Annotated in this window: 15 protein-coding genes and 4 pseudogenes; 7 read left to right on the forward strand and 12 right to left on the reverse strand. The window is 61.8% G+C overall.

Features of this window, described 5'->3' with window-relative positions; translation table 11 throughout:
* Positions 1-2: 2 nt before the first annotated feature.
* Positions 3-2,228 carry a TonB-dependent receptor gene (locus tag BMZ97_RS03715; protein ID WP_092165599.1) on the reverse strand — a complete coding sequence of 742 codons (2,226 nt, stop codon included), beginning with the start codon at positions 2,226-2,228 and terminating at the stop codon, positions 3-5.
* A gap of 366 nt (positions 2,229-2,594) precedes the next feature.
* Here BMZ97_RS03715 and BMZ97_RS03720 point away from each other — a divergent pair.
* The 3 genes and pseudogenes from BMZ97_RS03720 (at position 2,595) to BMZ97_RS03735 (ending at position 4,919) form a co-directional block, all read left to right on the forward strand.
* A pseudogene (locus BMZ97_RS03720) lies at positions 2,595-3,448 on the forward strand (LysR substrate-binding domain-containing protein).
* 280 nt (positions 3,449-3,728) lie between these two features.
* A pseudogene (locus BMZ97_RS03730) lies at positions 3,729-3,941 on the forward strand (DUF1275 family protein); the annotation flags it as partial.
* 273 nt (positions 3,942-4,214) lie between these two features.
* Entirely contained in the window at positions 4,215-4,919 is a 705-nt protein-coding gene (locus BMZ97_RS03735) for a spermidine synthase family protein (RefSeq protein ID WP_139221148.1), read from the forward strand.
* 15 nt (positions 4,920-4,934) lie between these two features.
* Here BMZ97_RS03735 and BMZ97_RS03740 read toward each other — a convergent pair whose 3' ends face one another.
* From BMZ97_RS03740 to BMZ97_RS03770, 7 genes are read right to left on the reverse strand one after another with little or no spacing between them, the layout of a single operon-like run.
* Entirely contained in the window at positions 4,935-5,465 is a 531-nt protein-coding gene (locus BMZ97_RS03740) for an NADH-quinone oxidoreductase subunit B family protein (RefSeq protein ID WP_092165606.1), read from the reverse strand.
* 9 nt (positions 5,466-5,474) lie between these two features.
* Complete coding sequence (locus BMZ97_RS03745) at positions 5,475-6,992, reverse strand: hydrogenase large subunit (protein ID WP_092165608.1); 1,518 nt, start codon at positions 6,990-6,992, stop codon at positions 5,475-5,477.
* A gap of 15 nt (positions 6,993-7,007) precedes the next feature.
* Entirely contained in the window at positions 7,008-8,456 is a 1,449-nt protein-coding gene (locus tag BMZ97_RS03750) for a hydrogenase 4 subunit F (protein WP_092165610.1), read from the reverse strand.
* Positions 8,453-9,115 (reverse strand): hydrogenase-4 component E, encoded by a 663-nt coding sequence (locus BMZ97_RS03755; protein WP_092165612.1) that lies wholly within the window; start codon positions 9,113-9,115, stop codon positions 8,453-8,455. The genes BMZ97_RS03750 and BMZ97_RS03755 overlap by 4 nt, the downstream gene beginning before the upstream one ends.
* Positions 9,116-10,072: a respiratory chain complex I subunit 1 family protein gene (locus BMZ97_RS03760; RefSeq protein ID WP_092165614.1), complete on the reverse strand. Its 957-nt coding sequence runs from the start codon at positions 10,070-10,072 to the stop codon at positions 9,116-9,118.
* Positions 10,063-12,075: a hydrogenase 4 subunit B gene (gene hyfB, locus BMZ97_RS03765; protein WP_092165616.1), complete on the reverse strand. Its 2,013-nt coding sequence runs from the start codon at positions 12,073-12,075 to the stop codon at positions 10,063-10,065. The genes BMZ97_RS03760 and hyfB overlap by 10 nt, the downstream gene beginning before the upstream one ends.
* Positions 12,076-12,086: 11 nt before the next feature.
* Positions 12,087-12,395, reverse strand: a complete 309-nt coding sequence (locus tag BMZ97_RS03770; protein ID WP_092165626.1) for a helix-turn-helix domain-containing protein — start codon at positions 12,393-12,395, stop codon at positions 12,087-12,089.
* 148 nt (positions 12,396-12,543) lie between these two features.
* Here BMZ97_RS03770 and BMZ97_RS03775 point away from each other — a divergent pair, with 148 nt between their 5' ends.
* A complete protein-coding gene (locus tag BMZ97_RS03775; RefSeq protein ID WP_092165628.1) occupies positions 12,544-12,819 on the forward strand; it encodes a hypothetical protein in 276 nt (91 codons plus the stop codon).
* Between the two features lie 22 nt (positions 12,820-12,841).
* Positions 12,842-13,462, forward strand: a complete 621-nt coding sequence (locus tag BMZ97_RS03780; RefSeq protein WP_092165630.1) for a hypothetical protein — start codon at positions 12,842-12,844, stop codon at positions 13,460-13,462.
* A 72-nt stretch (positions 13,463-13,534) separates the two neighbouring features.
* On the opposite strand, the gene BMZ97_RS03785 is transcribed toward BMZ97_RS03780, so the two are convergent.
* A complete protein-coding gene (locus tag BMZ97_RS03785) occupies positions 13,535-15,166 on the reverse strand; it encodes a Na+/H+ antiporter (protein ID WP_092165632.1) in 1,632 nt (543 codons plus the stop codon).
* A gap of 875 nt (positions 15,167-16,041) precedes the next feature.
* Positions 16,042-16,155: pseudogene (locus BMZ97_RS30590) on the reverse strand (IS3 family transposase); the annotation flags it as partial.
* A gap of 578 nt (positions 16,156-16,733) precedes the next feature.
* Here BMZ97_RS30590 and BMZ97_RS03790 point away from each other — a divergent pair.
* Positions 16,734-17,114, forward strand: coding sequence for a c-type cytochrome (locus BMZ97_RS03790; RefSeq protein ID WP_092165634.1), 381 nt, complete (start codon positions 16,734-16,736; stop codon positions 17,112-17,114).
* Here the strand turns inward: BMZ97_RS03790 and BMZ97_RS31520 are convergent.
* Together BMZ97_RS31520 and BMZ97_RS03800 are read right to left on the reverse strand one after the other, a co-directional pair.
* Positions 17,115-18,081, reverse strand: a pseudogene (locus BMZ97_RS31520) (hypothetical protein); the annotation flags it as partial.
* A 179-nt stretch (positions 18,082-18,260) separates the two neighbouring features.
* Positions 18,261-18,911 carry a TetR/AcrR family transcriptional regulator gene (locus tag BMZ97_RS03800; protein ID WP_092165635.1) on the reverse strand — a complete coding sequence of 217 codons (651 nt, stop codon included), beginning with the start codon at positions 18,909-18,911 and terminating at the stop codon, positions 18,261-18,263.
* Between the two features lie 148 nt (positions 18,912-19,059).
* Between BMZ97_RS03800 and BMZ97_RS03805 the strand changes: the two genes are divergently transcribed.
* Positions 19,060-19,695 (forward strand): isochorismatase family protein, encoded by a 636-nt coding sequence (locus BMZ97_RS03805; RefSeq protein WP_092166594.1) that lies wholly within the window; start codon positions 19,060-19,062, stop codon positions 19,693-19,695.

Consider the following 19,695-nt stretch of genomic DNA (forward strand, 5'->3'; position numbering starts at 1 on the left):
CGTCAGAAGGTTTTACGGAAGCCGACCGTCACGGTGCGGCCCCAGGCATAATTGGCGAGGTTGCGCACCGAGGTTGCCGTCGGGTTCTGATAGGCCCGGTCGAACAGGTTGTTGACCGCGACATAGGCCTCGCCCTCCCAGACCGGCGCGGTGAAGGCGGCGTTCATCGTCACGGCGCCCTTCAGCTTGTAGCGGGTGCCCGTGAGGTCGATGGCGACGTCGCGGTCCGAGAAGCCTTCGCCCTCGAGGCGCAGCTGCATGCCGTTCACGAAACGATAGCTGCCATAGAGCATGCCGCGCCACGGCGAGCCGATACGATTGTTGGGCAGATAGCTGTCGAGCTTGCCATCCTTGTTCGTGTCGTAACGGCCCTCGCGATAGGACACGACCGAGCCCATGGTGAACTGCTCGGTGAAGGCATAATCCGCCGTCGCCTCCGCGCCCCAGATGCGCTCCTTCTGCTGCGAGAGCGTGTTGGTGGCGGCATCGAAGGTCACGCCGTCGTCCGAGGTGCTGATATAGCCGGTCAGCGATCCCTTGAAGGCGCCGTAGCTGCCGCGCACCCCGAGCTCGTAATTGTTGACGATCTGCGCCTCGGGCGCGATCGAGGCAAAGCTGATCGAGCGGCGACTGGCCGGCAGGCAGTTAATATTGGCCAGGGTGCAGGCATAGGCGGTCGAGAGACCGGCGCGCCGGGTGAAGGCGCCAACATCAGGCAGCGCGAAGCCCTGCGACCAGCCGCCGAAGACTTCACTCGTGTCCGACAGCTTGACCGTCGCGCCGAGATTACCGGTCAGCGCCGAATAGTCGAAATTGCCGCCCGTCACATTGAGGGCAGGTAGGACGAAGCTCTGATAGCCGAGCGCATTGTTCGCGGCCACGGCCGCATAGGCCGCCGGGCGGACATAGTCGCTGACCGAGAGCGCGAAATGCTCGTAGCGTAAGCCGCCACGGAGCACGATCCGCTCCCCGACCGGGATCTGCAACTGGCCGAAGCCCGCGGTGGTCGTCTGTTTCAATGGCGTGAAGACGTCCTGGCCGTTGGTCAGCGTCTGCCAGGTGCGGTCCTGGATCAGGTCGCCGCCCCAGGTCAGCTTCGCGCCGGGCAGGAGCCGGTCGAGCGAGGTGTCGATTGTGACGTTGACGCCGCCGCGCTGCGAATAGAGCGTCGTCTGGTTGTCCGGGCTCGTCGGCGAGAGCGGGTTGAAGGAGTAGTAGACCTGCGTGTTGTAAGGGTATGCAAAAGTTGAATAATTGAAGCGCTTCTTGATGTCGTTGTAGTAGCCGAGCACGCTCAGGCTGCCGAGCGCGAAATCCTTGTCGGTGTAGCGCAGCGAGAGCGACTTGGTGTCCTCGATGACATTCTGGCCGGGATAAAGCCGCGTCCGGTCCGGGCGGGCGTAGGGAGCGGCGTAGTTCGTCAGATATTTCGGATCCTGGTCGAAGGCGATCAGCGAACCGTTGATCTCGATGCGCTTGCTCGTGTCGAAATCATAGCCGAGCTTGGCCAGCAGGTTGCCGGCCTTGTAGCGGTCGCCGCCGCCCTGGCCGAGCAGGCCGTCCGAGGGCAATTCGCGGCCGGCGCCGTCATAGGTGCGGCCGGCGCCGCGTCCGCTGGCCGTGACCAGGTAGTCGAAGCCGTTGGGGACCTTGCCGGAGACGGTGACGGAGGCCTCCGGAGCGAGCGAGCGGCCGGTATTCTGCGTGAAGGCGCGCATCGCGGTGTTGACCGTGACGGTCGGCTTGCCCTCCGCCGCCTTCTTGGTGATGAAGTTGACCGTGCCGCCGGTCGCGCCGGCGCCGTAGAGGCTCGAGGCGCCAGCCACGACCTCGATGCGCTCGACCGAGTTGAGATCGATCATCGACAGGATGCGCGAGACGTCGCGCAACGGCGTGGTCATCGGCACACCGTCGACCAGCACGAGCAGGTCGCGCCCGCGATAGTTTTCCGAGGCGCTGGACACCGTTTGCGTGGACATCGAATAGCCAGGCACCAGCTTGCCGAGGGCGGCAGCCGCGCTCGGGCTGAACTTGAGCTGCTCCTCGATCTGGGCCCGGTCCAGGACCTGGATCGATTGCGGTGTCTCCGCGGTGCTGCGCTCGGTGCGCGCCGCCGTGACGGTGATCGTGTCGAGATTGATGACGGGGCTCGGATTGGCCTGGCCGAAGGCGGTGGTGGCCGCGGACAGGGCAGCGAGGCTTACCGTGAACGAAAGGAGCTTTGTCATCGTGGTGCCCGTCAATCTTTTCTAGAAAACCGCTGGGAGCGGAAAGCAAAGTCGGAGTCATTCTCTGGGTAGAGATCTTGTCTTCAGTTTTGAACCAAAATAAACTAGGCGTGATCTTCTTCTATTTCCGCATTTCCGTCATATTTCCTAACGGCTCTCTATGGTGTCCGCAGGTGATAGACTTGGACTTGAGCGAACGCCGAATGGGACAGAAACGAACGGACACGCCGGCGGTGACCGATGTGTCGTCGCTGCAACGCGGTTGCGCCGTGCTGTAACGGCCTGTCCGCGCTATCGGCTCGTTTCGTCGGAAGCGGGGGAGGCCGGGCGATCCCGCGCAATTCCGGCCGCCGCCCCGGCTTTGCCATGGTGGCGAGGGAGCGCAGCTTCACCAAGGCCGGCGCCAAGCTGGGAGTGTCGCAGTCGGCGCTGAGCCAGACCATCAAGGGGCTCGAAGAGCGACTCAAGCTGCGCCTGCTCACCCACACGACGCGCAGCGTCGCGCCGACTGAGGCCGGCATCCGATTGCTGGAGACGGTCGGGCCGCGCTTCGAGAAGATCGAGGCGGAGATCGCCGCCCTCGGCGAGTTGCGGGGCAGGGCGGCTGGCACGATCCGCATCACCGCTGGAGAACACCCGGCAATTTCAATCCTGCAACCGGCCTTGAGACGGTTCCTGCCTGACCATCCCGACATCAAGGTCGAGATCATCGTCGATTACGGTCTGGTCGATATTGTTGCAGCGGGCTACGACGCGGGCGTGCGCCTGGGCGAACAGGTCGCGAAGGATATGGTTGCGGTTCGGATCGGCCCCGAGATGCGCATGGCCATCGTTGGATCGCCAACCTATTTCGAGCGCTACGGCGTTCCGCGGACCCCTCAGGATCTGACATCCCATAATTGCATCGCGTCTCGTCTCCCGACCTATGGCGGCCTGTTCGCCTGGGGCTGGAAAAGGACGGTCATGAGGTCAAGGTGCGTGGCGAGGGCGAGCTCGTGTTCAACAGCCTCGCCATGCGGCTCAATTCGGCGCTGGATGGACTTGGCCTTGCCTATATGCCGGAGGCTCAGGCGATCCCGCATGTGCAGGAGGGGCGCCTCGTAAGCGTACTGGAAGACTGGTGTGCGCCGTTTCCGGGCTATCGCCTCTATTATCCGAGCCGGCGGCATTCATCGTCGGCGCTGTCTGTTCTCATCGACGTTCTACGCTATCGGGGTTGATGCCGCCGCCAGAACCGGATGGCGGCGCCGATCCAGCCCTCCGCGCTCGTCCCGACGCCGAGTCCGAAGCCATGGCCGAGGCCCGGATATTCGCGATATGCGACTTCGGCTCCCACGCGCCGCAAGTCGCTGATGCGCCGCTTCATGGCGGATGGGGGAGATATGCCGTCCCGCTCGCCGACAACCGCGAAGGTGGGCGGCTCCTCAGCCGCATGGTCGGAACTGGACCAGCCTCAGCTCGTAATAGGCCACGACCATCACCAGCCCGGCCGCTGCCATCATGACGGGTGTGGTCACGGATATCGGAATCGAGCTGGGGAAGCTGTTCTATTGGAATAGGACCGCCGGCTCCAGTTACGGTCGCGTCCTGGCCGATCGCGCGAAACTACGCTTGCTCGGCTCGCTGCTCGGCGCGTTCTTCATCGGCGGAGTGATCGGCGCCCTCGGTTTCAATCATATCGGCTTCGTCACAACGGTTCCGCTGGCGACACTCCTGCTGCTACTCCCAGGGTGGCAGATGCCATCGCCAGACAACGCGTGACGTCCAAGACAGACGATTTTTCCCGGTAACCGACTGCCACTCCAGATCGGCCTGCCGTAATGTGTCCAGACCTGATCGCCGCAGTCATCTCGTTTGGTGTTCCTGCCTCAGAACCGCTATCCTGATGCTAAGTAGTGATGCCTTAGACATCACTACTAACGCCGGATGTAGGTTGTGGGCGTCTGAGCGGGGAAGCCTTGGTAACGGGACTAGGCGATGCGGACGTTGGGATATTTCGAGGGGGCATATGGGACGATTTGCATCATAGAGGACAAGGCGACCGGCGCCCGTCGGTACTACGAAGGCAACGCATTCCAGAGCCATGCCCTGCCGAGTGGCGAAAGCTGCTTCACTTATATCCACCTGATGAGCAACCTTCTTCGGCAGACAACGAACGTGCTGTTGCTTGGATGCGCCGGAGGCACGCTTGCGACCATGCTGTATCGGCAGGGAAAGGCGGTCACGCTCGTCGATCACAATCCCATCAGCTTCAAGCTCGCGCAGGAATATTTCTGGATGCCGCGCGGGATTCGATGCATCGAGGCGGATTTCAAAGATTTTCTCGGGATGACGTCCGAGCGCTTCGACGGCATTGCAATCGACGTTGGGGGCACGGACTTTCGGTTCGGGGATGAGTTCGGTCGCCAGACCTGTCAGGCGTTGCGCGGTACGCTGACGCAGTCCGGGCGAATTGCCATGAACCTTCTTGTCGAGCACGATCTGGATCCACTACCCGATGAGATCACCGCTGACCTTGCGGGGTCGGATCTGAATGCCTGGATCATCGATGAAGCCTTTGGAGAACCGGAGCGCAATGCTGTCATCGCATGCGCGCCGGAACGGCGACTGGAGCTGGGGCAAGAAGCCTTTCCACCAGTTATCGCCGCTGAGTTCCTGAGCTGGTCCGTGCGGCGCCCGCGGCTGTGGTAGCTGCGAGATAGCGGGTCACAGCGGGACCCGGGCTCTGCCGTTCGCCATGAGCGCGAGCAGCCCCTTGAGCAAGGCAGTCGGGGTCGGAGGGCAGCCGGGGATATACAGGTCGACCGGAACGACCGCAGCGACACCGCCGAGGCATGCGTAGCCTCCGGCAAAGAGGCCGCCATCGTAGGCGCAGGCTCCCACGGCCACGACCCATTTTGGTGCTGGAATCGCCTGATAGGTCCTCAGGAGCGCTTCGCTCATGTTCCGGGTGACAGGTCCTGTCACGAGCAAAACATCGGCGTGCCGCGGGGAGGCAACAAACCTCAATCCGAAGCGCTCCAAATCGTAGAACGCATTGCTGAGAGCATGGATCTCAAGTTCGCAGCCATTGCACGACCCGGCATCGACTTCGCGGATGGACAGGCTGCGTCCAAGCCTGGCGCGTGCGGCGTGGTCGAGCTGAATGGCGAGTGCCGAAATCTCGGCGTCGGCTTCGCCAGGGGCAGGCTCGGTGAGCGGCGTTTTCGTAAGGCTCTCGAACAAGATCTTCCGCATGGCGTGGACCTAGAGGTCATGCCCCGAATAGGAGCAGTTGAACGATTTGTTGCAGAGGGGAAAGTCGGCGACGATATTGCCCTCGATCGCGGCCTCCAGCAGCGGCCACTGGAACCAGGACGGATCACGCAGGTGGCAGCGATCGACGCATCCATCTGCTCCGAGGCGGACCCAGGCGAGAATATCGCCGCGGAATCCTTCGACCAGCGCCAAACCCTCAGCGGGTTTGCCGGTCGCCCCCACGGATGCGCGCAGAGTGCCGTCCGTCGGCATGGCATCAAGAATCTGTTCTATCAGCGCAAGGCTCTGCTGGACCTCCTGGATGCGGATCCAGACCCGCGCGTTGACATCGCCTTCACCGCGCACGGGGACCTCGAAACGTAAACTGTCATAGGGCGCATAGGCGAGGTTGCGTCGAACATCAAAGTTCCGCCCCGATGCCCTGCCGACACAGCCTCCGCAGCCATACTGCCGGGCCAGCGTCGGATTCAGGATGCCGGTTCCGACCGTCCTGTCCTGAAGCGAGGCGGTATTATCATAGAGCTCAACCAGCGCCGGAAAGGCCTTCCCGGCGATATCGGCCAATTCACGGATTTGCCCGGCCCCTTCCGGAGTGAGATCCCCTGCGACGCCACCCGGCGTGATGCAATCCATCATCAGGCGATGCCCGAAGCAGGCGGCAGCGGCCCGCAGCACGCGCTCGCGCAGAACGCTGGTATGGGCGTGCAGGAGCGCGAAGGCGGCATCGTTGCAGATCGCGCCGATATCCCCGAAATGATTGGCGAGACGTTCGAGCTCGGCCATCAGGGCGCGCAGCCAGAGGGCGCGCAGGGGCACGTCGATGCCAAGCGCCGCCTCGACGGCGCGGGCGAATGCGAAGGCATAGGCGACCGTGCTGTCGCCCGAGGTTCGTCCGGCGAGGCGCGCGGCCTGTTCGATGGATGCGCCGGCCATTAGCGACTCGACGCCCTTGTGGGTGTAGCCCAGCCGCTCCTCGAGCCGCACTACCGTCTCACCATTGGCGGTGAAGCGAAAATGGCCCGGCTCGATGATGCCCGCATGCACGGGGCCGACCGGAATCTGGTGCAGGCCCTCGCCCTCCGCGCCGAGGAATGGATAGCTCGTGGGCTCCCCGGCTGCTTCGGCATAGCGAGCCAATGGGTTGCGCAGTCCCCACCGGCCGTGATCAAGCCAAGGCCGGGTGTCAGGCAGCTCCGCAAGTTCGATCCCGAACAGATCCCGGAGTGTGCGTTCCAGGCGCAGGGCCGGAGGATGAACCCGGCTCACCGAGGGGATCGGTCCCTCGCCGGTCAGCGCCGTGGCAACGATGACACCTCCCTCTCTCTCGTCGAGAAGCGCCATGTGAACTGCATCGGCATCTCCCCAGAGTCCAAGAAGGGTGCTCTCTCCATGGGAAAGCCGCGAGATCAAAGTCTGCCAAAGCGAAGCACTCACCACGACCCGAGGGTATGGTCGATGCGCCTCGATCACGCGACCGGTTGTAATTATGTCGGAGAGGGTCGGCATCGCTTATGTCCTCCCTTACCCGAGCAGGCCTGCAACGTGCCGAAACCAGTCGACGAGTGGTGGCGGCAGATAGATGCCCGCCATCAGGACCAGAGCGAGATGTCCGATCATCGGAAGGTAGGACGCCTGCACCGGTTCGCTGCTGCCGGTAGGCTCGCCGAAGGCCAGCCCATGGACCCGCAGCATGAGCGCTCCGAATGCGACGAGCAGGCCGAGGACCAACGGCAGCGCCAACAGAGGCTCGCGGGCGAAGGTCGAGCTGACCACCAGGAATTCGCTCATGAAGATTCCGAGCGGCGGCATGCCGGCGATGGCAACCACACCCACGACTAGGCCCCACCCCAAGACTGGATGGCTGACCGTCAAGCCGTGGAGGTCGGCAATCTTCTGCGTGCCCTTGGCCTGGGCGATATGGCCGACGGCAAAAAAGATCGCCGACTTTGTCAGGCTGTGCATCGTCATGTGCAGAAGGCCCGCGAAATTGGCCAGCGGTCCCCCCATGCCGAATGCGAAGACAATGATGCCCATATGCTCGATCGACGAATAGGCGAACATCCGTTTGATGTCGCGGCGGCGGTAAAGCATGAACCCGGCGAAGACGAGCGAGAGCAGGCCCAGCGTCACCATCAACGGCCCGGGCGTCAGCGCCGCGGGATTGGCGGCCAGCAGCAGCTTGAAGCGCAGGACGGCGTAGAGCGCGACATTGAGCAGCAGGCCCGACAGCACGGCCGAGATTGGCGTTGGGCCTTCGGCATGGGCATCCGGCAACCAAGCGTGCAACGGTGCCAAGCCTACCTTTGTGCCGTAGCCGAGCAACAGGAAAACGAAGGCGAGGTTGAGTAGCGCGGGATCGAAGCCGGAGACGCGCTGGATCAGCACAGTCCAGACCATGCCGTCCAAGCCTTCGCCGACCACCGGCCGGGCAGCCATATAGACCAGAATCGTCCCGAAGAGCGCGAGCGCGATGCCGACGCTGCCGAGGATGAAGTATTTCCAGGCCGCCTCGATTGCGGCGTCGGTGCGGTAGATGCCGACCATGATCACTGTAGTGAGCGTCGCCATCTCGATCGCTACCCACATCAGGCCGATATTATTGGCCACCAGCGCCAGGTTCATGGCGAACAGCAGGGCCTGGTACATGGCGTGGTAGAAGCGCAAATGGGCCGGAGTGAGCCGCTCCGTCTCCAGTTCGTGGGCAATGTAGCTGGCGCTGAAGACGCTAGTGGTGAAGCCGACGAAAGTGTTGAGGACGACGAAGACGATATTGAGATCATCGACCAGGATGTAGGGACCGGGCTCGGGCTTCGACGCGAACAGCGACAGCGCCGCGAGGAAGGTCAGGAAGGCCGAGAGGACGTTGAGCCGCGCCGAGAGACGGTAGTTTGGCAACAATGCCAACAAGACACTCGTCGCGGCAGGAATGGCCAGGATCAAGGTGACGCCGTCGACCGGAAGCGGATTCATCGCTGGTCCCCGCGGAACCGGTCGAGCGCGTGGACATCGACGGTGTCGAACCGCTCGCGGATGCGAAACAGGAAGATGCCGATCACGATGAACGCGACGAGAACCGAAAAGGCCACGCTGATCTCGACCACAAGCGGCATGCCCTTGGCGCCGGTCGCGGCCAGGATCAGGCCGTTCTCCAGCGACATGAAGCCGACGACCTGACTAACCGCGTTGCGGCGTGTCACCATCATCAGTAGACCCAGCAAGACGACGGAGAGGGCAAAGGCCAAATCCTCCCGCGCGAGCGGGTCGGCGTCGGCCGTCACTTTCAACATGACCACCATGGACAGGGCGACAAGCCCAATGCCCGCCAGCATGGTGGGGCCGATGCTGACGACGTTCTCGATCTCGCGATGGATGCCGAGCCGGGCGATGATCCGATGCAGCGCCACCGGAATCACGATCGCCTTGACGACCAGCGCGATCACGGCGGTGATGTAGAGATGCGGGGCGCCCTGGACCCAAGCCTGCCACGCAACCGACATGGCGAGCACCGTCGCCTGCAAGGCAAACACGTTGAGAAGCGCGTAGAGCCGATCCTGGTACAGCAGCATCAGGCTGACGAGCACCAATCCGCCGGCGAGCAAATGGGCGATATCGAAGGCCAGGTTGCCCATCTAGAGGCTCCGCGACACGAAGAGCAGCAAGGTGCCGAGCAGACCGAGCATGAGGGCGGCTCCAAGGAAGTCCGGCACGCGGAAAACGCGCATCTTCGCGACGGTGGTTTCGAACAGGGCGAGCAGAAAGCCGCCGGCGGCAAGCTTGGCGATATAGGCCGCGACGCCCGCGACCTGGGCCGCGGCACCTGCGCCGGGCAGCGCCAGCCCCCAAGGCAGGAACACGCAGCCGATCAGCGAGATGTAGAGCAGGAGCTTCAGCGACGCCGCGAGTTCGATCATCGCGAGGTGCCGTCCGGAATATTCCAGCACCATCGCCTCGTGGACCATGGTCAGTTCGAGATGCGTCGCAGGGTTGTCAACAGGAATGCGGGCGTTTTCGGCGATCGCCACCATTACGAGCGCGACGAGCGCAAGTGCGAGCGAAACCCTCACTCCAACCGACGAGGACAGCATGAAGCTCGCGACATTCGAGAGCTGGGTCGATCCAGCGAGGAGCGCGAGCGTGAACACGATCATAATCATCGCGGGTTCGGCGAGCGTTGCGATCATGACCTCCCGGCTCGACCCGATGCCGCCAAAGCTCGTGCCGACATCCATCCCGGCGAGAGCCAAAAAGAACCGCGCGCTGCCGAGCAAGGCGATGATCGCGATCAGATCCGCGGACCAACTGAACAGAAGGCTGGTGGCGAAGGTCGGCACCAACGCTGCAGCCACCCAAATCGTCGCAAAGATCAGGTAGGGGATCACCCGAAACAACCAGGAAGCAGTATCCGCAAGGATCACCTCCTTGCGTAGGAGCCGCAAGAGATCCCGGTAAGGCTGCACGATCGGCGCGCCGCGGCGGCGCAGCAGCCGCGCTTTCACCTTGCGGATGAAGCCGGTGAGCAGCGGAGCCAGCATCAGTACCAGGAGCATTTGCGCGCTCTGGATGGCAAGGTCCGAGATCACGACCATAGCGCCAGGACCAGCAGGAGGAAGACAAGGGCGAAGAAGACCAAGCTGAGATATTGGCGGATGGTCAGGAACTGGAGCCGGTTGAGCCGCTCGGCTGCGAAGGACACGGCGTTGGTGACGGGGGTATAGATCAGCTCCCAGGCGCGATCATGCAGATCAACCTCGATCCGGGCTGGACGCAGGTCTCCCGGCGGGGGCATCTCGACACGCTCCTGGGCCTGAAAGGCATAGCCGCCGAAGACGCGGCGAATCGGTTGGGCGAAGCTGCTGGCAGTGTATTGCGTGGCCGGACTGGATTGCGGAAAGCCGCAATCCCATGCCGGCGCGCGGCGCAGGGCATGCGAGGCTAGCCGGTGGATGACGTAAGCTGCAAGCGAGGCCGATGCCGCGATGAAGCAGAAGACGAGGAGGCCGTTATAGGAGCTCCGGCTTTCGACGACCGGTACGATCGAGAACCAGTTGATCCCGCCTTGTACTGGCATTCGGTCGCCGACGAGGCTCTGCACCACCGGCGCAATGGCATCGATCACAAAACCGGGCAGGATGCCGGCGAGAATGCAGAGCCCTGCAAGGATAACCATCGCGCTGAGCGACCAGCGATCGACCTCCGCAGCCCTTTCTGCTGCCTGCGTGCGGGGCCGGCCGAGAAAGACGATCCCGAAGACCCGGACGAAGCAGGCCGCGGCGAGCGCGGCCGACAGGGCCAGCAGCGCGCCGACCGCGGGCACGAGTAGCTTCAGTCCCCATAGCGGAAGTTGCGGGCTCAGCAGAATGGCCTGGAAGGCAAGCCATTCGGAGGCGAAGCCGTTCAGAGGCGGCAGCGCCGAAATCGCGACGCAGGCGACCAGCACCACGACGCTCGTGGTCGGCATGCGATGGATCAGCCCTCCAAGACCCTCCATCTGACGCTCGCCGGTCGCAGTGAGCACGGCGCCAGCCCCAAAGAACAAAGCGCTCTTGAAAAGCGCGTGATTGAAAGCATGGAAGAGCGCCGCGGTCAGCGCCAAGGCGCTCGCTGCGGGCAGGCTGTTTGCGCGGAATGCGAGTGCGAGGCCGAGCCCGACGAAGATCAGGCCTATATTCTCGATCGTGCTGTAGGCAAGCACGCGCTTGAGATCTGTCTCCATCAGCGCGTAGAGCACGCCGAGTACGGCGGTCCCACTACCGATGGCCAGAATCGGAAAACTCCACCACCAGGCCGCCGGGCCGAGCAGATCGAAGACGATCCGGATGAAGCCATAGACCGCGACCTTGGTCATCACCCCGCTCATCAACGCCGAGACATGGCTTGGCGCCGCCGGGTGGGCGAGCGGTAGCCAGACATGCAGCGGCACGAGGCCAGCTTTCGATCCTGCGCCGAGCAAGGCAAGGCCGAGGACGAAACCTGCGAGCGGCGGCGAGAGCTGGTGAGCGCGGATCGAGGCGAAGGCGTAGCCCCCCTCCGGCCCCGCCAGCAGGCCGAAAGCGAGCAGCAGGGCGAGCGTGCCGAAACACGCCATCACGATATAGACGTAACCGGCACGAATATTGTCGCGCTCGTGGTGGTGCGCCATGACGAGCGCCCAGGAGGCGAGGGACATGAATTCCCAGGACAGGAGGAAACTGAAGGCGTCATCCGCCAGAATGACGAGATTCATGCCGGCCAGGAACGCCGGAAAGAACGGTAGCACGCGTTGTGGCTCGCGCTCGTGCTGACCATAGCCGATACCGTAGAGGCTCGCAGCCGCACCGCCGAGATTGATCACGACCAGGAAGAAGGCCGACAGCGCATCCATGCGGAAATGAGCGCCGATCCAGGGAAGGCCTAGAGGCAACACGATACTGGGCGGAGCTCCAACGCCTCCAACAAGCTGGAGCACCGCCGTGATCAACGCAACGGTGCTGGTGGCGGCAGTCGCGCCATAGATGAGACGCGACCCTTGCGGCCAGTTGCCGGCGACGATGCCGAAACCCGCAATGCCCAGCAGAGCCGCCACGCACCACAGTCCGACGATCGTTACCATCGTGCTCGCTCCTAGGCCGCTCTAGCCCCGGCTGTCTGGGTCATTTTGCGGGGCTGGTGCTCGACGCCGACGGCAGCTTCCTTGAGGCGAACGCCGCGCCCCTTGCCTTGACTGGGTATCCCTTCTCCGATGAGCTCGATTCCGGCTGTGTCCAACGCACCGATCAGCTTCATCAGTGAATCGACATTGCCTCGGATCACCCCGTCGCTTCCCTCCATGCGCTGGATCGTCGGCACAGAAAGCTGCGACAGCGCGGCAAGACCACGCTGGTCGATACCAAGAAGGGCGCGTGCGGCCCGTAACTGCGCTCCGGTGATCATGGGCAGCCCATTGATTGCGACGCACCGAGTGTCGATAATGATTCCTACGCTTCTAACGATATTGTTTCCAGCATGATATTCGACGCTTGAGATATCAAATTGCCGGCACGGCCAGCCAACGAGCCACGTCTGTCGCAAGGAGGATGTCATGCAGACCCGAGCGCTCTACAGCTTGTATCGGAGGCGTATCGAAGCGCTGTCCGAGAAGGCGGAGCCCAAAGACATCTGGGCGCCGGATTTACGTGCTCTCCTGAGCGAGCTGAAGGACCACTTGTCCGAAATTGAGCCTGCGAGCGCCGGGCTCGTGTGCGAAGGGCTCTGCCAGCAGCTTGAGCATGAAGCGCTTCAGGTCACCGATGCGCGTCGTCGCGAAATTCTGTCCTGCGCGATCAAGGGCATCGAGCAGCTATCGCTCCCGGACTGAAGCAAGCAGCTTTGTCGCGAACATGGTGCCCATTCAGCGCTTTTCCGCTCAGCTTCCCACGGATGGTCCGCGCCGAACCATCCGCGACGCCATTTTCACCGAAGCGATGGCAAGTTTCGGCTATACGCTTCTCGTCCCCGTCCTTGGCTCACAGCCCGAGGGCCTTATTGGAGGCGCGGTTGGTTGGTGGGTCGATGAGACCGTCGGGGTGTCAGAGACCCTGCTTTTCCTCATACCCGTCCCAAATGGTTTCCCCGAGGACGTGTCGGCTCACCAGGTCGCTACCTATCGGCACATCCTGGCGGTCTCGATCCTGCTCGCGATGGGATGTCTCGCAGCCTCGCGCAAGCGCTGGCCGTACTGGGCCTCGCGCACCACCTTGAGTTTAGTGCGCCTGCTTGGCGGGAGATGGGCCGCGAGAAAGGCTGCGTTGACCGGATATCGGCGAATGGTCCTTGGCCTGGTCGCGGTCACGTTGCTGCTGTTCTTTTTGGAGGCCCGCGCCGGAACGACCGCGGCCTTCCTGTATTCCCAGAGTTGGACGTTCTTGCGTGCTCCCCTGTTTGCGACAGCGGCATTCGCATTTACCTGCTACGCCGCCGTCTTTCGGCAGTGTGCGCTATGGCGGAGAGACAATCGCTAAACACGCCAGCCCCATCACGACGCCATGGCCATCGCAATCCTCTCTGATTGTCGCACTCGTTGTGTGCGGAAATTATCCCGTGTAACGGGCTTCAAGCAGGTCAATTTCGCGGATGAACTTGCGTGCAGTTTCGCCATCCAGCTCGCGGTTGCGAGACAGCCGGTACAGCTCCGTACGTTCAGCGCGTAAGCCAGCGACCCGCAGCTTCCGCTCAATCGCCTCAATGCTTCGGCCAAGCGAAGCTGCCTCCGGGCTCTGCAATCGGCCATCGAGGCGTCGGCGATAGAGTTCCATGACTCGGGCAGAGGCGTCGGCGTAAAGGTCGGCATCCGAGCGGCCCGAGGACATCGCGTGTTGAGTTCGTTCGATGGCCTTGATCGCGGTTTCGGCGGCGGACGCTCGAGCGCGATCGACCTGGACCTGATCGAATGCCTCCGGCGGCAATTCAAGGTTACGCAGTAAGCTGGGGAGGCCGATGCTCGCTGCGACGAGCGAGACAAAGATGACGCCCGCCGCCAGGAAGATGGCCAGATCACGAGCTGGGAAAGCGGAGCCATCCGCCAGGGCAAGGGGCAACGTCAACACGCCGGCCAAGGTAATCGCACCGCGGACGCCTGCGAGCGACATGGCCGCGATCAATCGCCAGCTCACCGTCCGTAAAGGCTGCCCTTTTTGCTTAGCCCGGAAGAGCGTGAGCTTGAGTGATATCCAGACCCAGGCAAAGCGTAGCGCCGCCAGCGCACCGCTGATGACCAGGACATAGATGGCCAGCCACCAAGGCTCATGATGGCCGGTCAGCTTCACAGTTTCGACCGCGCCCGCAAGAATGCCCGGCATCTGCTCGCCGAGCAGTACGAAGATAACTCCGTTGGCGGCGAACTGGACCATGTCCCAGACCGCAGCGCGCCGCACTCGGGTCACCGCCAGAGCCTGGCCCGTTTCCTCGACCAGGCTCATGGTCATGCCCGCCGCAACAGCCGCGAGGATACCGGAGCAATGGAAGTGCTCGGCCAGCAGATAGGCTCCAAATGGAATCAACAGGCTAATCAGGATTTGGGAGCTTGTGTCCTCTCCCAGATGGGTTGTGACCCATTGTTTGCCTTTCGATATCGCCCAGGTGACGCAGATGCCGATGGCAACGCCCCCAAGTGCGACCCATAAGAACGTGACGAAGGCGGCCTGGATGGAGAAGGTCCCGGTGAGCATCGCGGCCACGGCGAAGCGCATGCAGACCAGCCCCGAGGCATCGTTCAACAGCGATTCTCCTTCGAGGATATGCATCAGCCGCTTGGGAATCGGGACGCGAGCCGCAATTGCCGATACCGCGATGGGGTCGGTCGGGGACACCACAGCTGCCAGGGCGAAGGCGACCGGGAGCGGCATGGCGGGGATTAGCCAGCTGACCAAAAAACCGACGCCGACGACCGTGAAAAGGACAAGACCCAATGCCAGTTCGAGGACTACTGCCCGGTCTCGAACAATATCCTCTTTGGGGATACGCCAGCCATCGAGGAACAGCAGCGGCGGCAGGAAAAGAACGAAGAAGAGCTGGGGCTCTAGTTCCACTGTCGGCACGACGGACAGCGCAACCAGGGCACCGAGCGCAATCTGAACCAACGGCAATGGCAACGTAGTCAACCGCGCCAGCGAGCTGCTGATCACGACGGCCAGAAGCAGGAAAAGGATGGTCGCGACAGAGTCCACATTATCTCCGATTTGTGTAGGCGTGTCGCGCTTATGAGGCGAACCGCCGATCAAACGCAAAGTCGTTCCACGTGCTTTTTGCACACGGCCGAAGGCCCCGTCTTGCCTGCCGATCAGGCCTCGAGCTTCGGGTGCGACAGATCTGGACGTCCTCATCGTTCTCGCCCAGCCATAGGGCTGCGGAGATGGAGCGTTGAAGCTCGGTTCCCGCAACCCGATGAGGCTGCCGGATATGTCGCCCGTGCCAAAGAAGGGATCGTTTTGTCGCGCTCAACAAAATGATCGAGGGCGGCGGGGGCTGCCGCTACGGGAATTGACCTTATAGAGGGGAGAAACTATTCGTCCGCAGATGAATGCGATTTCGCCGTCACGGTTTGAGTGTTCAGTTTGCGGGTCGCCGTCGGTCTTGCTCCCCGAGCCCTTGTCTAACGAAGCTCTCGTCAGATGTCGCGAATGCAAGAGGGATCTTGGAACGTGGCGGAGCTTTCGGGAGCGCATTGCAGCGACCTTGAGGGTTTCCGGCCAGCCAGTATCGGCTGATCCATATCCTAGGGATTGATCAGGTGCCGAGAGCCTTCTGAGCCTTGACGAAAAATGTCTCGGACTCATGGAGTTCGTTCGTGCCGCCGTTGATCTTCCGCGAAGCCGGCAGCACCAAGCCAGCGATCTTACCCTCGCAAACTGAATCGTTTGACGTTGGAGTGATGCTTCGATCTGCTGGGTGGTCTGTGAACGTCAGACGTGTCGAGTGAAGCTGGCGGGGGGGAGGGGCTCAAGGTGCCCGCAGGCAGCCGGAGGAGTGCTGTCTGGTCGGATAGCTAATCAGTGGAATGAGAACTTGCCTCTGGCCTGCTGCCGGTTTCGTGGACTGGCAGTTAGGCTAATCCAACCTTCTTTTCGAGCTCGACCGGGCTGAGATAGCCGGTGGGCGAGTGCCTTCGGATCGTGTTGTAGAACCGCTCGATGTAGTCGAACACGTCGGCCCTAGCGGCGCCGCGCCATGGCTGCCGATCAAGGCGGCCATGCGGGCACCGGCGGAACTGCCCCAGAGCGAATAGCCGCGTGTGTCGACGCCGAGCCTGGCGGCGTTATAAGCGAGAGGTTCATGGCCAATCGTCGGGCCGATCTGTCAGGCGCCACCGAGAAAGAATGCCGCCGAGCAATGGAGGCCTGCACGAAGCTTCCTCATTCTAGGGAGGGCACAATCGAGCCATACGGTCGTGCCCCATCGTGCCGACAACAGGGCCAAACGTCACTCAGCTAGGCTGCATGCGGCCGGGGGCTCGGCCGTGACACGCCCGGTTAGATGCGAGAGGGGAGAAGCGAGCTAAAGTCAGCTCGCGATCTATGCCTTTGACAAACTCAACGGTTGATTGGGGCTGATCTCGCTCATTGTCGGGAAAATCCGGATTTTAGGACGTTGCGAAAATCTGCGATTTAACTCATGCAAAACTCGGGCGTTTTACGATGCTTTTTCAGCCTGTGCCCCATAGTCGTCAAAGACATGGGCTACAAAGCACGCCCTCACACGAAACATATACCGGTTCCATTGGGTGCACAGAGAGCAATGAAGGTTGAAGAAATTTTCATCGCCGTTCTGGCAATAATATTTTTGATTCCGTCTGTATCATTTGCAGAAAATGGCAATGGAGAGAGAATCTATTTGAATAGATGCGCCATGTGTCACGGAATTGATATCAAAGGAACAGGACTATTGGCTAATAAAAGTATCCCTCCAACGCCTGATCTTACAACACCCGCATTCAAGAATCGTCTTCTTGATTATCCTGGCGTCATTGTATCATCCATAATATTGCGTCCAAACGGGGATCTGATTCCAAAAACACTGCGAGAAAACGGCGTAAAACTGCCCGCATTCACGTGGGCAGTTAAGGATTTTCGCGATCTAAACGAATATCTGACCGGCGCAATCTCCAAAAGCAAATGATCACATCGTCGCGCAACTCCTGATTCTCGCGCCGATGACGAGGGGCATTGATCGTCCGGCACTACGCCTGTCGCAAAACTCCGCAGCAAAAGTCGACATTTCGCGACAGATTGAATGGCTGCTTGCGACCCATCTAAGACACCATCGATCGTCTGGCTGTCCCGCTTTGCTAGCCCGCCTTGAAGATGCTCTTGCCCTGCCTTGTTGCCGAGGAGCACGGCCACCGCGCGCCATGTTGAGCTCTTTTTGGCGCTCGGCAATGTAGGCCAGTGCCAGCCTTTGCCGCTTGTTCTCGACGATCGCGGCCTGGTCAACCTGCTGCAGCTCATCGAAGGTTCGGTAAGGCAGGTCGAGGCTTGATGCCGGATCGCAAACCGGCCATCGGGATGGTCGAAGATCGTTACGCGCTGGCGGGCGAGGGGCCGCGTCACCGGCGTCGGCTCTGGAATGAACAGCAACTTGTCGTATTACAGCGTCGGGTTCTGCGAGACCGTCCGTTGAACGGCTCCTTGGCGAAGCGCCGGTTGAAATCCTCCATGAAGCCGGCAGGAACGCGTTCCCGGCCTCGATCGACGAGATCCCAGCGAGCCGCAGCTCATTCACCAGCCGGTCCTGCAGGGTACCATTGGCGCGCTCAACCCGGCCTTTAGAGCATTTTCGAGCGAAGTGGACACCGGTTCGCGTGAAGAAAATGCGACAAAACAAGGAGATAGCCTGTGGAACATTGGCGCAGACGCCGCCGGTCGCGCCGACCTTGTTCACCCGAAACGGCATGCTTGTCCGAGTAGAAGGCGACGCGCTTGCCGTGGCGCTGCAGATAACTTCGCGTTGCCGCAAAATACTCGAAGGTCGACTCCGTCGTGACAAATTGCAGGTGCATCAGCCGGCTGGTCGCATCATCGAGGAAGACGAGCAGGGTGCATTGCGGGCCGCGATCCTCACGCCACCAATGCTGCAAGCCGTCGACGGAAAAAACGACATGTCTAATGAGGAGAGGTGCGACCTTTCTAATGAGGCCCTAGGAGATGATTCGCATAAGACATATTATGGAACTTAAATTGACCCCGAACCCTGCCGCACTCGGTCTCGATTGCAGCAGGCTTGCTCTTGATAGCACCAATTTGCCAAGGGCTTGCCGAATGTCTCTCACCTGCTTTCTTTGACGACCGGTTTGGCGAACATGATGTCTCCCGCTGCGCCGTCGATGATGTGCGGCAGCATGGCCTTCCAGGATTCGATCATCTCGCGGTAGTAGCCGGGCTCCGGGCGCAGCACTGTCTGCACGCCCATGCCGCGCATCAGGCAGACCGTCAGGTTGAGGATGATGCGCGCCTGGCGTGGCGCGCGGCGCTGCGGATCGCAGAATGCCAGCCAGATCTCGTCGAGCGCATCGTGGAAGCGCTTCACCACCGGGATCATGCGCTCGCGCAGGCTTGCGTCGTTGCGCGCCTCGGTGATCATCTCCAGCGACAGATAGAAGAAGCGGCCCGAGAACAGCCGCCACAGGAATTCGACGAAATCGCCGAGCGAGACCTTTCCGTCCTGCAATTCACTGGCAACCGCCTTGATCTGCCTGGTGCCGTCTTCGAGCAAGGCCTCCATCGCAGCGAGCACGATATCGGCCCGCATCGGGAAATGATGCAGCAGCGCGCCGCGCGACACGCTGGCGCGGACAGCGATCTCCTGCGTGGTCGCGGCGTGGTAGCCGACCTCGAAAATCTCGTCGAGCGTGGCCTGGATCAGCCTGTCCCGCGTCAGGACGCTGCGCAATTGCTGTTGTCTCGACGATTTCGCCATGACGCCATCCGACTGTGATAACCGGCCGCGCATTATGCGCCGGGCGACAGGATATCGAGTTATCCTAAAAAAACAATCTTGCTTGCTTTTTTAAAGCAAGAAAGGATGGCGCAAGACCACCCGTCCTATCCCATGAAGGAGCCATATGATGTCGGATGACTATGCAAATCGCAGCTATGGCGAGATTCCCGTCGGCTTCGGCAAGAAGCCAGGCATCGTCGTGGTCGATTTCCAGCTCGGCTTCACCGACCCGCAATACCCGCTCGGCGGTGCGCCCCTGGTGATGCGGGCGCTCGAAAACACCGAGCGGCTGCTCAAGGTGGCGCGGCGCTACAATGTGCCCGTCGCGGTCTGCAACACGGCCTATCTGAACGAGCGCGAGATGCCCTATTGGAAGATCACGGCGGTGCGCGAGACCTTCCGCCACGACCACCCCAGTGCCGCGCTCGATCCGCGGATCCATGATCCGGCCTATGATCTGACAGTGTGCAAGAAGGGCCCATCGATCTTCTTCAACACCGGCGTCAGCGACTATTTCACCAAGGAACGCGTCGACACGGTCATCGTCACCGGCTGCAACACCAGCGGCTGCATCCGCGCGACCTCGATCGACAGCTTCAGCTACCGCTATCGCACCATCGTGCCGGAGGATTGCGTCGGCGATATCGAGGAGCAGCCGCACAAGGACAATCTGCGCGATCTCGGACGCCGCTATGTCGATGTATCGGATCTCGCAGCCGTGCTGGCGCAGCTCGAGGACTGGCATCGGCAGAACACCGAATGA

Origin of the sequence: Allobosea sp. OK403, assembly GCF_900113835.1 — a bacterium.
In the GTDB taxonomy this organism is placed as follows: Bacteria; Pseudomonadota; Alphaproteobacteria; order Rhizobiales; family Beijerinckiaceae; genus Allobosea.

Coding starts and splice junctions, on each gene's coding strand:
- BMZ97_RS03770 (WP_092165626.1), bottom strand. CDS start 12,395: ATGATCACCGGAGCGCAGTTACGGGCCGCACGCGCCCTTCTTGGTATC.
- BMZ97_RS03805 (WP_092166594.1), top strand. CDS start 19,060: ATGTCGGATGACTATGCAAATCGCAGCTATGGCGAGATTCCCGTCGGC.
- BMZ97_RS03775 (WP_092165628.1), top strand. CDS start 12,544: ATGCAGACCCGAGCGCTCTACAGCTTGTATCGGAGGCGTATCGAAGCG.
- BMZ97_RS03715 (WP_092165599.1), bottom strand. CDS start 2,228: ATGACAAAGCTCCTTTCGTTCACGGTAAGCCTCGCTGCCCTGTCCGCG.
- BMZ97_RS03780 (WP_092165630.1), top strand. CDS start 12,842: ATGGTGCCCATTCAGCGCTTTTCCGCTCAGCTTCCCACGGATGGTCCG.
- BMZ97_RS03745 (WP_092165608.1), bottom strand. CDS start 6,992: ATGCCGACCCTCTCCGACATAATTACAACCGGTCGCGTGATCGAGGCG.
- BMZ97_RS03790 (WP_092165634.1), top strand. CDS start 16,734: ATGAAGGTTGAAGAAATTTTCATCGCCGTTCTGGCAATAATATTTTTG.
- BMZ97_RS03750 (WP_092165610.1), bottom strand. CDS start 8,456: ATGAATCCGCTTCCGGTCGACGGCGTCACCTTGATCCTGGCCATTCCT.
- BMZ97_RS03760 (WP_092165614.1), bottom strand. CDS start 10,072: ATGGTCGTGATCTCGGACCTTGCCATCCAGAGCGCGCAAATGCTCCTG.
- BMZ97_RS03755 (WP_092165612.1), bottom strand. CDS start 9,115: ATGGGCAACCTGGCCTTCGATATCGCCCATTTGCTCGCCGGCGGATTG.
- BMZ97_RS03740 (WP_092165606.1), bottom strand. CDS start 5,465: ATGCGGAAGATCTTGTTCGAGAGCCTTACGAAAACGCCGCTCACCGAG.
- hyfB (WP_092165616.1), bottom strand. CDS start 12,075: ATGGTAACGATCGTCGGACTGTGGTGCGTGGCGGCTCTGCTGGGCATT.
- BMZ97_RS03800 (WP_092165635.1), bottom strand. CDS start 18,911: ATGGCGAAATCGTCGAGACAACAGCAATTGCGCAGCGTCCTGACGCGG.